Annotated in this window: 8 protein-coding genes; 5 read left to right on the plus strand and 3 right to left on the minus strand. The window is 67.9% G+C overall.

Going from position 1 to position 14,033, the window contains the following annotated elements; genetic code table 11:
* Nucleotides 1-125: 125 nt before the first annotated feature.
* Both AC07NN_RS01525 and AC07NN_RS01530 read left to right on the plus strand, forming a co-directional pair.
* Nucleotides 126-2,276 carry a TonB-dependent receptor gene (locus tag AC07NN_RS01525; protein ID WP_494637383.1) on the plus strand — a complete coding sequence of 717 codons (2,151 nt, stop codon included), beginning with the start codon at nucleotides 126-128 and terminating at the stop codon, nucleotides 2,274-2,276.
* A gap of 91 nt (nucleotides 2,277-2,367) precedes the next feature.
* Nucleotides 2,368-3,639, plus strand: coding sequence for a lipase family protein (locus tag AC07NN_RS01530; protein WP_494637384.1), 1,272 nt, complete (start codon nucleotides 2,368-2,370; stop codon nucleotides 3,637-3,639).
* 62 nt (nucleotides 3,640-3,701) lie between these two features.
* Here AC07NN_RS01530 and katG read toward each other — a convergent pair whose 3' ends face one another.
* Both katG and AC07NN_RS01540 read right to left on the minus strand, forming a co-directional pair.
* Nucleotides 3,702-5,879, minus strand: a complete 2,178-nt coding sequence (gene katG, locus AC07NN_RS01535; RefSeq protein WP_494637385.1) for a catalase/peroxidase HPI — start codon at nucleotides 5,877-5,879, stop codon at nucleotides 3,702-3,704.
* Between the two features lie 117 nt (nucleotides 5,880-5,996).
* Entirely contained in the window at nucleotides 5,997-6,626 is a 630-nt protein-coding gene (locus tag AC07NN_RS01540) for a DUF2306 domain-containing protein (protein ID WP_494637386.1), read from the minus strand.
* A gap of 88 nt (nucleotides 6,627-6,714) precedes the next feature.
* Here AC07NN_RS01540 and AC07NN_RS01545 point away from each other — a divergent pair, with 88 nt between their 5' ends.
* Nucleotides 6,715-7,512: a LytTR family DNA-binding domain-containing protein gene (locus tag AC07NN_RS01545; RefSeq protein WP_494637387.1), complete on the plus strand. Its 798-nt coding sequence runs from the start codon at nucleotides 6,715-6,717 to the stop codon at nucleotides 7,510-7,512.
* Here AC07NN_RS01545 and AC07NN_RS01550 read toward each other — a convergent pair.
* On the minus strand, nucleotides 7,509-8,522 hold the full coding sequence (locus AC07NN_RS01550) for a LacI family DNA-binding transcriptional regulator (protein ID WP_494637388.1): 1,014 nt from the start codon (nucleotides 8,520-8,522) through the stop codon (nucleotides 7,509-7,511). The genes AC07NN_RS01545 and AC07NN_RS01550 overlap by 4 nt on opposite strands.
* A gap of 143 nt (nucleotides 8,523-8,665) precedes the next feature.
* Here AC07NN_RS01550 and AC07NN_RS01555 point away from each other — a divergent pair, with 143 nt between their 5' ends.
* On the plus strand, nucleotides 8,666-10,114 hold the full coding sequence (locus AC07NN_RS01555; RefSeq protein ID WP_494638167.1) for an MFS transporter: 1,449 nt from the start codon (nucleotides 8,666-8,668) through the stop codon (nucleotides 10,112-10,114).
* Nucleotides 10,115-10,622: 508 nt separating this feature from the next.
* Nucleotides 10,623-13,991 carry a TonB-dependent receptor gene (locus tag AC07NN_RS01560; RefSeq protein WP_494637389.1) on the plus strand — a complete coding sequence of 1,123 codons (3,369 nt, stop codon included), beginning with the start codon at nucleotides 10,623-10,625 and terminating at the stop codon, nucleotides 13,989-13,991.
* The last annotated feature ends 42 nt before the right edge of the window (nucleotides 13,992-14,033 follow it).

The following is a 14,033-nucleotide window of genomic DNA, read 5'->3' on the forward strand; positions in this document are numbered from 1 at the left end:
GTGGCGCGGAAGTCTGCCGGTTCGGCCTCGCCGAGCTTCGCAGGTCTTGGGGCTTTCCAGTGAAGCCGCCGTCTCTGCTCACACACATCACAAAAACCCCGGAAAAACGGGGGTGGGAGGAAGATATGCAAGTTGGAGTTGGACGCGCGTCCCTCTTGGCCAGCGCCGCCCTCGGCATGCTGCTGGCCATGCCGGCCCACGCCCAGGAGAAGGCCGCTCAGCCGGCCGCCGCGCCGGGCGAGGTGCTCGAGGAAATCCTGGTCACCGCCCAGCGCCGCAGCCAGAGGCTGCAGGACGTGCCGGTGACCGTGACGGCCTTCGGGTCCGAGCAGATCGAGGACGCCCACATCGTCGGCGTCCAGGACGTCATCACCCGGACGCCGGGCCTCAGCTTCGACGCCTTCCCGGCCAGCGAGCCGCGGCTCTTCATTCGCGGGATCGGCTCGTCCGACCGCGGCTCGGCGGGTGATCCCAGCGCGGCGGTCTTCCTCGACGAAGTCTATCTGGGCCGTCCGTCGGCCATCGCCTTCGACGTCTTCGACATCGAGCGCATCGAGGTCCTGAAAGGACCGCAAGGCACGCTCTACGGCCGCAACGTGGTGGGCGGCGCCATCAACGTCATCACCAAGGCGCCGGAGCTGTCGGGCTTCTCGGCCGCGCTGGAAGGCACGCTGGGCAACTACGACCGCCGGGAGGTCGCAGCGATGGTCAACGCGCCGTTCGGCGAGGGCAAGGCGGCCCTGCGCCTGAGCGGCAGCCTGCGCAAGCACGACGGCTACGCCACCAGCACCGTCACCGGCGGCCAGCTAGAGCGTGGCGACACGCGCAGCGCTCGCGCCCAGCTGCTGTTCGAGCCGAACGACGATCTTCGCGTCCACCTGACGGCGGATGTGACCACCGATCGCGACAGCGGGCCGGCCAACCACGTGCTGTTCACCAGCCGCCCCGATCGCTACCCGCTGTCGCTGGACCCGAAGAAGAGCCTGGCCACCATGGACGGCCGCCAGGATCGCGACACCTACGGCCTGCGGGCGGAAGTCAGCTGGTCGCTGCCCTTCGCCACGCTGAGCTATCTCGGCTCGCACCGGGAGGTCGACTACGAGTCCTACTACGACTTCGACGGCTCGAACGGCACGCGCGGCATCCAGGGCGGTGACCTGGAGAACAGCAAGCTGACCAGCAACGAGCTGCGCCTGCTGTCGCCCAAGGACAGCCGGGCGACCTGGGTGGTGGGCGTCTATTCCTACAACGCCGACACCGACCGGATCACGGTCAACAACACCATCAACTTCGCGGGCAACGAGCGCGTGGTGCAGGACGCCAAGCTCGACAGCTACGCGGTCTATGGCGACGTCACCTATCCGGTGAACGACCGCCTGAACGTGGTCGCGGGCGTGCGCTACACCAAGGACAAGAAGGACTATCACATCGTCAATCTTGGCCCGCAGCAGTTCCAGACGGTGTTCCCGCTGGACGCTCGGGCGAGCGCGAGCTTCAGCGCCGTGACCTGGCGCCTGGGGGCCGACTACCACATCCGCCCGGCCCACATGCTGTATGCGACCATCTCGAGGGGCTTCAAGAGCGGCGGCTTCCAGGACGCGCCCAGCTCGCAGCTGGCCGCCGTCACGCCGTTCCATCCGGAATACGCCACCCAGTACGAGCTGGGCCTTAAGGAGCAGTTCTTCGAGAACCGGCTGACCTGGAACAACTCGATCTACCTGATCGACTACACCGACCTGCAGACCGGGCAGACGGTGGGGCTGGCCAAGATCACCAACAACGCCGGCAAGGCCACGATCAAGGGTTACGAGACCTCCCTGGCGTGGCGGATCGGCGGCGGCTTCGACCTGGGCGTCAACTACGCCTACACCGACGCGACTTTCGACGACTTCAAGACCGTCGACGACGCCAACAACCCGATCAATCTGGCGGGCAATCGCCTCAGCCGCACGCCGCGCAACAAGCTGACGGTGTCGCCCAGCTACACGCTGGACCTGCCGAACGGGGGCGAGTTCAAGGCCACCGCCGAGTACCGCTACGAGAGCCTGATCTATGACGACAACAACAACGAGCCGCCGGAGATCCGCGACCCGTCGGAGTTCGTCGACGCCAACGCCGGCTATACCAGCCCGGACAAGACCTGGAGCCTGTCGGTCTGGGGCAAGAACCTGACCGACGAGCGCAGCCGCACCCTGCAGGTCCTGTTCAACTCGACCTTCTTCGTCGCCTACAACGCCCCGCGCACCTACGGCGCGACCTTGCGCTGGAACTTCTAGAGACGACGAGCCCGGCGGCGCTGGCCGCCGGGTTCTCTCCCCACAGGCGGGCGACGCCCAACGCCGAGTACGGCAAGCTTTCGAGGACGTGATGCCCATCAACAAGAGCCTTCCGGCCACGGTCGCCGCAGGCCTGATCGCCTTCGGCGCGCTGCTCCCGGACACCGCGATCGGCGGCCAGTTGCCGACCGGCGCGGTCGCCGGCGACATGGACCTTTCGCCCTTCTACCGCTGGACCTCTCGCCTGCCGGCCGAGCCCGGCGCGCTCCTGCGCGAGGAGCCGATGCCGGGCCAGCCGGAGATCACGGCGGCCGGTACGGGGCTGCGCCTCCTCTACACGTCCGAGGATGTCCGGTGGGGCTCCGGGCAGGTCCCGGTCAGCGGCGGGCTCTACCTCCCGAAGGGGAAGGCTCCCGCCGGCGGCTGGCCGCTGGTGGCCTGGGCCCACGGCACGCTGGGGATCGCCGACGCCTGCGCCCCGTCCTGGACCGGTTTCCGGGCGCGCGACGCCGTCTACATCAACCGCTGGCTCGAGGCTGGCTTCGCGGTGGTCGTGACCGACTACCAGGGACTGGGCGGTCCGGGGCCGCACCCGTACCTCTACTGGCAGGCCGAAGGGCGGTCGGTCCTGGACGCCGCCCGCGCCGCGCGGGTCGGTCGAACCCGGCTGATCTCCAGCAAGGTGCTGATCGCCGGGCAGTCGCAGGGCTCCGGCGCGGCGCTGGGGGCGGCGCGGCTGTCGCGGACCTATGCGCCGGACCTGAAGGTCGTGGGCGTGGTCGCCACCGGCCTCGTCAGCACCTTTCCGGAAGGGCCGGTTTCGCTGCCGACGCGCAACTCGGCCAACATGTTCCTGAGCTTCGTGTCCGGCGGCCTGCGCGACGGCGCACCGCCGGTCGAGGACATCCTGAGCCCGCAAGGCAAGCAACTGCTCCAGGCGGCGCGGCAGGGCTGCACGAAGGAGATCGGCGTCCTCTCTCGGCAGCTGAAGGTCGGTAGCCTCGCCGACGCCCTGTCGATCTCGCTGGACGACCTGGCCGCCGTCCGGATCCCGGTCACCGACATGCCGATGAAGCCGATGGGCGTCCCGGTGCTGGTCGGCACGGGCCTGGCCGACGCCACCACGCCGCCGATGCGCCAGTACGGAGCCGTCGCCGCCATGTGCGCGGCTGGCGACAGGGTCGCCTGGTATCGCTACGAGGGCCTGGGCCATGACGGGGCCATGCACGGTTCGTTCGACCAGGCCGTGACCTTCGCCCGGGCCGGCCTGCGGGGCGCGAAGCCCGCCTCGACCTGCGCGAACATCGCGCCGCCCGGTCCGCCAGGTGTCCGCAATCCCAACGCGCCGTTCAACGACGACTGACGAAAGAAAAAGGGCGGCCGGCTTTCGCTGACCGCCCTCTCTGGTCTTCCGAGCCGCCGGTGTCAGTTCAGCCGGTCGGCGTTCATCACCTTGGTCCAGGCCGCCACGAAGTCCTTCACGAACTTGCCTTGCGAGTCCGCGCTGCCATAGACCTCGGCCAGGGCCCGCAGTTCGGCGTGGGAGCCGAAGATCAGGTCGACGCGGCTGGCGGTCCAGCGGGCCTGGCTGCTCTTGCGATCATGGCCGGCGAAGGCGTTGACGGCTGTCGGGCTCCAGGTCGTGCCCATGCTGAGCAGGTTGACGAAGAAGTCCGTCGTCAGCACGCCGATGCGGTCAGTGAAGACCCCGTCCTTGGAGCCGCCCGTGTTGGCCCCCAGGACCCGCAGGCCGCCGACCAGCACCGTCAGTTCCGGACCCGACAGGCCCAAGAGCTGGGCGCGGTCGACCAGGGCCTCTTCCGGGGCCATGAACTGGGTCCCGGCCGCACGATAGTTGCGGAAGCCGTCCGACAGCGGTTCCAGCGGCTCGAACGACTCCGCGTCGGTCTGTTCGGCCGAGGCGTCCGTGCGGCCCGCCGAGAACGGGACCTCGACCGGCGTACCGGCGTCCTTGGCGGCCTTCTCGACCGCAGCCGAACCGGCCAGGACGATCAGGTCGGCCAGCGAGACCTTCTTGCCGCCCGAGGCCGAGCCGTTGAAGTCCTTCTGCACGCCTTCCAGGGCGCTGAGCACCTTGGCGAGGACGGGTGGGTCGTTGACCGCCCAGTCCTTCTGCGGCGCCAGGCGCACGCGGGCGCCGTTGGCGCCGCCGCGCTTGTCCGACTTGCGCCAGGTCGAGGCCGAGGCCCAGGCGGTCGAGACCAGTTCCGACACCGACAGGCCGGTCGCCAGGATCTTGTCCTTCAGCGCCTTGACGTCGGCGGCGTCGACCAGCGGGTGGTCCACGGCCGGGACCGGGTCCTGCCAGATCAGGGTCTCGGCCGGGACGAGCTTGCCGAGGTAGCGGCGCTTGTCGCCCATGTCGCGGTGGGTCAGCTTGAACCAGGCGCGGGCGAAGGCGTCGGCGAACTGGTCGGGGTTCTCGTAGAACCGGCGCGAGATCTTCTCGTATTCGGGGTCGAAGCGCAGGGCCAGGTCCGAGGTCAGCATTCTCGGGCGTTGCGTCTTGGACGCGTCAAACGCGTTCGGAATGTCGGCCGGCGCGTCCTTGGCCTCCCATTGCTGGGCGCCGCCCGGGCTCTTGGTCAGCTCGTACTCGTACTTGAAGAGGTTGTCGAAGAAGTGGTTGCTCCACCGCGTCGGCGTCTGGGTCCAGGTGACTTCCAGGCCGGACGTGATCGCGTCGGCGCCCAAACCCGTGCCGTGCTTGCTGGCCCAGCCCAGGCCGGCCGCCTCGATCTGGCCGCCTTCCGGTTCGGGACCGACGAACGAGGGATCGCCCGCGCCGTGGGTCTTGCCGAAGGTGTGGCCCCCGGCGATCAGCGCGACGGTCTCTTCGTCGTTCATGGCCATGCGGGCGAAGGTGGCGCGGATGTCATGCGCCGAGGCCAGCGGATCCGGATTGGCGTTCGGGCCTTCCGGATTGACGTAGATCAGGCCCATCTGCACCGCGCCCAGGGCCGGATGCAGCTGGCGCTCGCCGCTGTAGCGCTCGTCGCCTAGCCACGAACCTTCGGGACCCCAGTACAGCTCTTCCGGCTCCCACTGGTCGGCGCGGCCGCCGCCGAAGCCGAACGTCTTGAAGCCCATGGATTCCAGGGCGACGTTGCCGACCAGCACATAGAGGTCGGCCCAGGAGAGATTGGCGCCGTACTTCTGCTTGATCGGCCAGAGCAGGCGACGCGCCTTGTCCAGGTTGGCGTTGTCCGGCCAGCTGTTCAGCGGGGCGAAGCGTTGTTGCCCGCCGCCCGCGCCGCCGCGGCCGTCGCTGGTGCGATAGGTGCCGGCGCTGTGCCAGGCCAGGCGGATGAAGAGGCCGCCATAGTGGCCGAAGTCGGCCGGCCACCACTCCTGGGAATCCGTCATCAGGGCGTGCAGGTCGGCGATCACGGCGTCCAGGTCGAGGCTCTTGAACGCCTCGGCGTAGTCGAACGCATCGCCCATCGGATTGGAGCGGGGCGCGTGCTGGTTCAGCCCCTCCAGTCGCAGGTTCTGGGGCCACCAATCTCGATTAGCTCTGCCGCTGCTTCCGCGTCCCATTGGGCATTGGCCCTGAACGCTGTCCTCGACCTTCGCATCCATAGTCGTTCCTCCGCTCTGGCTTTTGCCTTGTGCGCCTAACCCGACGAGGAACCATCAGCGCGCGACTTCGATGATAGGTACAATTGATTGTTCCTATCGGCTCGATAGGCTCAGTCACTAGGTCGTCCGCAGACGGAGCCAAAGCTCGGCCGCGATCAGGTTGGGGACCCAGGCCAGGAACGAGATCGCGCGGTACCAGGGCAGGAACGGCAGGTCCAAGACCAGCACCAGCGGCAGGTAGAGGCGCAGGGTGACGGCGGCCAGGGTCAGGGCCCAGGAGCGGATCATCCAGCGGCGGTGCTCGGCGAAGCGGCCTTGCACGGCGGCGCGCCAGCCCAGCAGGTTCACAGTGATCCAGATGACGGCGAGACTGCCGAAGCCGGCCGAGGCGATCGGGCCGGCGCTGGAGCCGGGCGCCAGGATCAGGCCCGCCGCGCCGCCGACCAGGCATCCCAGGACATAGACCCGTCCGACCCAGCGGTGAGGCGGAACGGCGCCACGGCGCAGGGCGGGCAGGAACTGCCAGGAGCCCAGCACCAGCGCCGTGACCGCGCCGGCGACGTGGATGAACAGCCACGGCACGCCCAGCGGATTGCGTAGCGCCTGGGCCGGGGTCTGGGGCGGGTGCAGCAGGTACTTGGCGGAATAGGCGGCGATCCCCAGGCAGAGGAGGGCGGCGATGGTCCAGGCGATGCGGACGGGCCAGGTGGCGGTCCTGGTCGGGAGCAGGGCGACGGCGTTGGTCAAGCGGAGATCCTCGTTGGCGGGTTTCGCCGAACGTCGTTGCGGGCCGGGCGGCGGCTCGCTAGGCCTTGCTTCGCGAACGGCGCCAAGGTTGCGCGAACGGGACGGCATGGACGCGGAGACGACGGGAAAGATCGGTGGGGCGAATGCGCGGCGATGGCTGATCGACCTCGCCATGCTGCTCGCCATCGGCCTGCTGATGGGCTTCCTGGGCCCGTTCGCGTCCGAGCGCGTCCCGACGGTCTGGCGCTATGTCTACTGGATGCTCTGCATCGTCGGCGGCGGGCTGATCGGCATCGTGGTCGACGAGGTCCTCCGACGGCGCATGACCGCGACCTGGCGGCGGGTGGCCGTGGTCACGGTGTTGATGACGCCGTTGGTGTCGCTGCACGTCCTGACGACCGAGCATCTGCTGATGGGCGGCCGGTTCGACGGGATAGGCTACTTGCGGCTGGTGCTTGTCCAGGTGTGGCCGATCTCGCTGGCGGTGATGGTGGTGCGGACCCTGCTCTGGCGACGCCTGCCCGCGCGGGTCGAGACCCGCACCGTGATCGCTCCGCCGCTCCCCGAGGCCGAGGCGACCTTCCGGCGGCGGCTGTCGGCCAGGCGGCGCACGGCCCGGCTGATCGCCGTCGAGGCGCACGACCACTACCTGAAGGTCCACACCGACGCCGGCGAGGAGCTGATCACCCTGCGCTTCGCCGACGCGCTCGATGAACTAACCCAGGCCCACGGCTGGCGCGTCCACCGCTCGTGGTGGGTCTCGGCCGAGGCGGTCGAGGGCGTGCGCTGGCGACGCGGGGTCGGCGAGGCGCGGCTGGTGGGCGGTCTCGAAGTCCCGGTCAGTCGCACCTATGCGCCGGTGCTGAAAGAGGCGGGCTGGTTCTAGCCTCCGCAGGACTCCCGCACGATCAGGTCGGTGGGCAGGGTCTCCGGATCGTGGTCGCCGTCCTGGTCGAGGATGCGCGAGACCAGCAGGCGGCCGGCCTTGTGGGTGTCCTGCTTGATCGTGCTGAGCGCCGGGGTCGAGAGGCGGCTCAGCATCATGTCGTCATAGCCGACGATCGAGACGTCTTCGGGCACCTTGATGCCGGCGCGCTGCAACGCCCGGATGGCGCCCAGGGCGATCAGGTCGGACGAGGCGAAGATGGCGTCGAAGGTCGCGCCCCGGCGCAGCAGGCGGCTGACGGCGGCGTCGGCCGACTCGATTTCGAAATCGACCGGCAGCACCAGCGACGGTTCGGGCTCCAGGCCGCTCTCGCGCAGGGCGTCCAGATAGCCTTCGCGGCGCTGAATGGCCTCGGGGTGGGTCTCGCCGAGGAACACGATGCGCTTGCGGCCCAGGCGCGCCAGGTGGAGCGTCGCGCGGCGGCCGCCCAGGAAGTTGTCCGAGCCGATCGAGCAGTACTTCTGGCCCGGCAGCTGGGCGCCCCAGACCACGAAGCGGGCGTCGGTGGCGGCCAACTGGTTGAAGGCTTCGTGCAGGTCGCCTTGGCCCAGGAAGATCGTCCCGTTGGCCCGGTTCGCCGTCGCCGCCAGATAGAGGTCGTCGTAGTTGGCCGGGGCGGTGTGGCTGACCGTGAAGTCGCAGCCGCGATCGCGGGCGGCCTCGCCGATATTGGCCAGCAGCTCCAGGAAGAACGGGTGCGACAGCGGCAGCGGGCGGCCGTGGGTGCGGGGCAGGACGATGGCGATCGCGCCCTCGGCTCCCAGCGGCCCGGCCGGCATGTAGCGGCGGAACGAGTAGCCCTTCTCCTTGGCCAGGGCCCAGATCTTCTGCTTGGTCTTGGTGCTGATCGAGTGGTGGTCGTTCAGCGCCCGCGAGACGGTCGACACCGACACCCCGGCGATCGCCGCGAGGTCTTCAAGCGTGATGTTGTTGCTGTTATCGTCGGTCATCGCGCTCAAGCAATAAGAAGAAAAGGCCGTAAGGCCGGGGGAAAAGGAAGCCTTTGCCAGGAGAGTCGCAAGACCTTGCGGGCGCGGTCGTGACCGCGTCGCCGCCGGCCAAGGCCCGCCTGAGCTTCCTTCAGATCTGGAACATGTGCTGCGGCCTGTTCGGCGTGCAGATCGTGTGGGGTCTGCAGAACGTCAACACCAGCCGGATCTTCCAGACCCTGGGCGCGGACGTGAACGAGCTGGCCATCCTGTGGATCGCGGCGCCGATCACCGGCCTCTTGGTGCAACCGATCATCGGTCATCTGAGCGACCGGACCTGGGGACGCCTGGGGCGTCGCCGGCCCTACCTGCTGTACGGCTCGCTGCTGACCGCGGTCGCCCTGATCCTGACGCCCAACGCCCCGACCGTGCTGACCGCCAGCCTGATGCTGTGGCTGCTGACCGCCTCGATCAACGTGGCCATGGAGCCGTTCCGCGCCTTCGTCGCCGACTCGCTGCCCAACGAGCAGCGCACGACCGGTTTCGCCATGCAGGTGTTCTTCATCGGCGCGGGGGCGGTGTTCGCCTCGGCCCTGCCGTGGATCCTGACCCACTGGTTCGGCGTCTCGGGCCAGGCCGCACCGGGCGTCCTGCCGCCCTCGGTGCACGCGGCCTTCTATGTCGGCGCCGTCGGCCTGATGGTCGCGGTGCTGTGGACGGTCTTCACCACCACCGAGACCCCGCCGGAGTGTCTCGTCGCCCAGGGGCTGGCGGTCGAGGCGCGGACGCCCTCGCCCGAGACCGTCCTCTGGATGCGCAACAGTGGCCTGCTCTGGATCGCGGCCGCCGCCATCGTGGCCCTGAGCGCCTGGTTCGGCCGCTGGGGTCGCGAAATCTACGTGCTGGCGATCATGGGCGCGATCTTCGGCGCGGCCCAGCTGGCGACCAGTTGGCTGCGCGGCAAGGGGCGAGACTCGGTCGGTCTGTTCGAGGTGGTCGAGGACATCGTCCACATGCCGGAGGTGCTCAAGCGCCTGGCGGTGGTCCAGTTCTTCACGTGGTTCGGCCTGTTCGCCATGTGGATCTACACCACGCCCGCCGTGACCGCCCGCCACTACGACGCGGTCGACACCGCCTCGGCCGCCTACAACGCCGGGGCTGACTGGGTCGGCGTGCTGTTCGCCGGCTACAACGGCGTCGCCGCCCTGACCGCCCTGGCCCTGCCGCTGTTGGCGCGCCGGATCGGGCGTCCCGCCAGCCACGCCGTCTGCCTGGCGCTCGGCGCGCTGGGCTTCGCCGGCTTCGTGCTGATCGACGATCCGGTGCTGCTGTGGGTTCCGATCGTCGGCATCGGCCTGGCCTGGGCGTCGATCATGTCGGCCCCCTACGCCATGCTCTCCAGCGCCGTGCCGCCGGGGAAGATGGGCGTCTATATGGGCATCCACAATCTGTTCCTGGTGATCCCGCAGCTGGTGGCGGCCACCATCCTGGGACCCCTGGTGGCGCGCCTGTTTGGCGGGCAGGCGATCCTGGCCCTGGCCCTGGCCGGCGGCGCCTTCGCCATCGCGGCCGTCCTGGCCCTGACCATCAAGGACCACGCCGAACGCGGCTGATCCCGCATCGCGGGTCGCGAGCAAGGCGCCCTTTTTGCGCTGTTGAACGGTGAGTCCCTTCATCGAGCGTCACTATGGCTCAACGCAAAAATTGCGCAACTATTTTGCGTAACACCGGTCGAAAGCTCTGATCGACAAGGGAGTTGCGCCTGTTTGCGCGCATTTTGCGTAAATTTCCGTAACGCTGCTATTGCAACAGGCGCAAGTTCGCGCAAAAACAACGCAACACGAAAGCGCGACGGCCGCGTGTTCCGATGGCTTCGCGCCATCGCGGCGGCCGAACGTAGCGCAAAAATTGCGCGGTGCTTTCTGGCGGGGGAACGAAGGAGGGAGCAGCGCCGAAAGGCGAGCGCGGTGGGATACGGCCCGGTCGACGGCAAGCGACCTATGGGCCCGCGAGATCAAGCAAAGACAACCAACAGCGTCCCGGTCGGTGAGCGGGCGCGTGCGCAGACACAAATGACCCGCGGTTCAGGCGCGGGCGATCAAGACGTTAGGGAGCAGAGGGATGAGGAACTTCGATTTCGGCCGTGGCCGAAAGACCGTCCTGCGGGGGACTGTTTCGCTGGTGGCGCTCGCCGCGCTCGGCGTGGCCGGTCAAGCCTATGCGCAAGAGACGGCCAAGACCGGTCCGGACGACACCGTCGACGAGGTCGTCGTGGTCGGCGTGCGCAAGTCGCTGGAAACCGCCCAGGTCATCAAGAAGAACGCCGACACGGTGGTCGACTCGATCACCGCGACCGACATCGGGGCCTTCCCCGACAAGTCCGTGGCCGAAGCGCTGCAGCGCGTGCCCGGCATCACCGTTTCCCGCCTGCAGTCCAGCGACGACAGCTCGCACTTCTCGGCCGAACCGGCCAGCGTGCTGATCCGCGGCCTGACCCAGGTGCGCACCGAGTTCAACGGTCGTGACAGCTTCTCGGCCGACGCCGCGCGCGGCCTGAACTTCAACGACATCTCGCCGGAACTGATGGCCGGCGTCGACAGCTACAAGAACCAGACGGCCGAGATGATCGAAGGCGGTATCGCCGGCACGGTCAACCTGCGCACCCGCCTGCCGTTCGACACCAAGGGCCAGGTGATCTCGGTCACCGGCAAGGCCAACTACGGCGACAAGTCCAAGAAGACGACCTACGAATATTCGGGCGTCATCACCAAGACCTGGGACACCGACGCCGGCCGTATCGGCCTGATGGCCAACTACGCCAACTCGCACGTCCTGACCCAGACCGAAGGCGTGGTGATGCAGCGCATCGGCACCTTCTGCTCGGCCGGCTACCAGGACGCCAGCGGCAAGGCGATCGTGAAGTCGGACGGCACCATCGCCTGTACGGCCAACCCGTACGGCGGGTCGGGCTGGGTGTTCATGCCCGACCAGGTCAACTACTCGCAGGTCGTCTACGACCGTAAGCGCCACGGCTCGGCCCTGGCCTTCCAGTACGAGAACAACGAGGGCAACGTCCGCTTCTCGGCCACGTACAACGACAGCTACTACAAGAACGCCTGGCTCGAGCGCAGCGTGAACGTCGGCATGTTCGGCCTGTGGGCCTCGCCGGCCTTCTCGCCGCAGACGACCGCGTTCATCGCTCCGGCGGCCGGCGCCTCGGCCTTCACCTTCGGCGCCGACGGCATGCTGACCTCCGGCACGCTGACCCAGCCGACCGGCGACTGGGGCGGCAGCACCGCCGACAACATCGCGCGGGGCTCGGCCGTGGCCGGCCTGCCGTTCGTCAACTACTGCGGCGCCGGCGCACCCGCCTGCGCCACCCAGCGCGAAGGCCTCTACATCGAGAACCAGGCCCGGAACTTCAACCACTCCGAGGGCACCAAGGACTTCTCGATGCACCTGGAATGGGATGTCAGCGACAAGCTGCACACCAGCTTCGACAGCCAGTACATCAAGGCCACCACCAACAACTACGACATCCTGGTCGCCAACCGCACGATGGCCGACGCCAAGTACGAGGTGAACAAGGACGGCACGCCGAAGATCACCCTGCTGCCGGGCTCGAACGTCAACTACGCCCCGGGCGGCATCGCCAACCCGCACAACTACTGGATCCCGTTCATCCAGGACCACTACGAGGACAACGACGCCAAGGAACTGGCCCTGCGCGGCGACGCCGAATACAGCTTCGACAACGGCGGCTGGCTGAACTCGCTGAAGGTGGGCGTGCGCTTTGCCGACCGTAAGCAGAACGTTCGCTACTCGACCTACAACTGGTCGCCGGTGGCCGCGCCGTGGAACTGCAACGGTCCGGGCTTCAACATCGACAACACCACGCCGACCGCCTATCCGGCGGCCTGCGGTCGCACCGACACCTTCAAGGGCTACGGCGCCGGCATCTGGAGCGTCGACAGCCTCGGCGACTTCTACAACGGCAAGGTTTTCCCGAACGGGAACATGGTCTTCCTCAGCAAGGACACGCTGGCGGACCACGACGGCCTGATCAAGGCGCTCTCCGGCAAGACCACCAACTCGCCGATGCAGTGGACCCCGCTGTGCGAGCGCACCGCCAACACCGAGGGCTGCTTCATCCCGCCTGAAATGCTGAAGGTGCAGGAGAAGACCAAGGCGGCCTACGCGATGCTGCGCTTCGGCGGCGACGACAAGACGATCTTCGACGGCGTCACCGTCCAGGGCAATGTCGGCATCCGCTATGTCAGCACCGACGTGTCGAGCTCGGGCGGCGTCGCCTTCCCGGTCAACACCTGGTACGCGACCGCGGCGGCCATCCCGTGCGCCACGCCGCTGTCGGGCAACAACGTCACCAACATCTCATGCTGGCTGAAGCCCGACCTACTGGCCTTCTCGAACGGCGGCTCGTCGCTGAACAGCTTCGGCCAGAAGCACGACAACTGGCTGCCCAGCTTCAACGTCCGCTTCGGCTTGACCGACAAGCAGTTCGTCCGCTTCGCCGCTTCGCGCGCCCTGTCGCGTCCGGACTTCGGCCTGCTGCGCAACTTCGTCGGCGTGCAGAGCCCGGCCATCAACACCGGTCCGGACTCGCCGTACATCATCTGGAAGGACCCGGCGGGTCCGAAGACGGCGGCCAACGTCGCCGGCTATAACTTCCAGTTCAACGCGGACTCCGGCTACGCGGCGCTCAAGCCGATCACCGCCGACCAGTTCGACGTGACCTACGAGAACTACTTCACGCCTTCGAGCTCGTTCACGGCGGCGCTGTTCTACAAGAAGCTGAACGGCTCCATCGCCTACGGCGAGTTCCTGCGCTCGTTCACCAACAACGGTTCGACCCAGAACGTGTTGGTGCGCGGCCCGCGCAACGGCAATGGCGGCGGTGAGCTGAAGGGCTTCGAGCTGGCCTACCAGACCTTCTTCGACTTCCTGCCGGGGATCTGGAGCGGCCTGGGTTTCCAGGCCAACTGGACCCACACCAAGCAGTCGGGGATCAGCAACTCCAACCTGGCCAACCAGCCCGGCTATGCGGCCGGCGGCACCATCGCCTTCGGCGGCGGCCTGCAGGTCAACGGCCAGGTCATGGACAGCCACCGCCTCGCCGGCATCTCCGACAACGCCTACAACCTCGTGGGCCTGTATGAGAAAGGTCCGATCGCCATGCGCCTGGCCTACAACTGGCGCTCGTCGTTCCTGACCAACAACCTCGACTGCTGCATCGGCATGCCGATCTACCAGAAGGCCGCCGGCTATCTGGACGGCTCGATCCGCTACTCGGTCAACGACAAGATCGAGGTTTCGCTGGAAGGCTCGAACCTGCTCAACACCACTTCGGTGTTCCAGCAGCAGGTGTTCGGCGACAGCGGCCTGACGCCCAATGCGGCGCCGGTGAAGAAAGACAGCGGCTGGATCCGTAACGACCGTCGCGTTCAGTTCGGCGTCCGCTTCAAGTACTAGACGCCAAAGGCCCCATGCCGTCGCGGTCTCCTCCGCGGCGGC

This window comes from Caulobacter sp. GW821-FHT09H08, assembly GCF_059415885.1.

What these genes read in the sequence shown, in the direction of transcription:
- AC07NN_RS01555 (WP_494638167.1), top strand. Translation starts at nt 8,666, where the DNA reads ATGTGCTGCGGCCTGTTCGGCGTGCAGATCGTGTGGGGTCTGCAGAAC.
- katG (WP_494637385.1), bottom strand. Translation starts at nt 5,879, where the DNA reads ATGGATGCGAAGGTCGAGGACAGCGTTCAGGGCCAATGCCCAATGGGA.
- AC07NN_RS01560 (WP_494637389.1), top strand. Translation starts at nt 10,623, where the DNA reads ATGAGGAACTTCGATTTCGGCCGTGGCCGAAAGACCGTCCTGCGGGGG.
- AC07NN_RS01525 (WP_494637383.1), top strand. Translation starts at nt 126, where the DNA reads ATGCAAGTTGGAGTTGGACGCGCGTCCCTCTTGGCCAGCGCCGCCCTC.
- AC07NN_RS01550 (WP_494637388.1), bottom strand. Translation starts at nt 8,522, where the DNA reads ATGACCGACGATAACAGCAACAACATCACGCTTGAAGACCTCGCGGCG.
- AC07NN_RS01530 (WP_494637384.1), top strand. Translation starts at nt 2,368, where the DNA reads ATGCCCATCAACAAGAGCCTTCCGGCCACGGTCGCCGCAGGCCTGATC.